Annotated in this window: 1 protein-coding gene; it reads right to left on the minus strand. The window is 37.2% G+C overall.

The window, feature by feature from the left end; all coding sequences use genetic code 11:
- Positions 1–138: 138 nt before the first annotated feature.
- Positions 139–749: phage portal protein (locus JCM19043_RS15785; protein ID WP_156321457.1), on the minus strand; the 611-nt coding region annotated here is incomplete at its 5' end.

Consider the following 749-nt stretch of genomic DNA (forward strand, 5'->3'; position numbering starts at 1 on the left):
GCTTCGTCCCATTTATAATCTGTGTTGTCTACAATTTCACCATAAATGTATAAGTCTGCCGATGTTTCGGTGAGGTTTTTAACCGTCATAAGTTGATTTGACTGATGAGATCCTGCACTCATGTAAACAGGATAATTTCTATTCTTCTTCATTTTCCTCACCCCCTTTCGATGCGCCTGATTTCGCACGTTGATACTCTTCTATAAGATCAAGTGTTGTGTAGTTAAGTGATACGAAACGTTTATTACCCATTTCTCCAATACCGTCCATATCCTCAAGCTCCAATATTTTATTAATATCAAAGCCACCAATTTCCCACATCGTTTTGTAAAACTCACCGCGCGACTTCGAATCCGCACGTAATAAGCTAGTAAGATTAAATTTAGAGTAATATCTTAATTGCTCTCGCTCTGAAAATAATTGATACGTAAATTCTTCTTCCCACTGTTTGATAATGGGGCTAAGTGTATTCTGAATAAAATCCAATGACTGTTGTTCCATATTGTTATGCGTAGATCTTTCTAATTCATTGACCATATGCATGGGAATGTTATAGAGCATAGCAATATCGGTTTTGTCGTATTTCATACCTTCTACGAATTGAGCATCTTTTAATGGCATTGATATGCTTTGAAACTCTAATCCCGCATCTAAAATAGCAATTCGTTGCGCATTGTTTAATCCTGTATTTGCCCTCTCCCACTCACTACGCACAACTTCTTTGGCTTCAGGATTCAACATACCAGGAA

Origin of the sequence: Halolactibacillus sp. JCM 19043 (genome assembly GCF_001310395.1) — a bacterium.
Lineage (GTDB): Bacteria > Bacillota > Bacilli > Bacillales > Amphibacillaceae > Halolactibacillus > Halolactibacillus miurensis.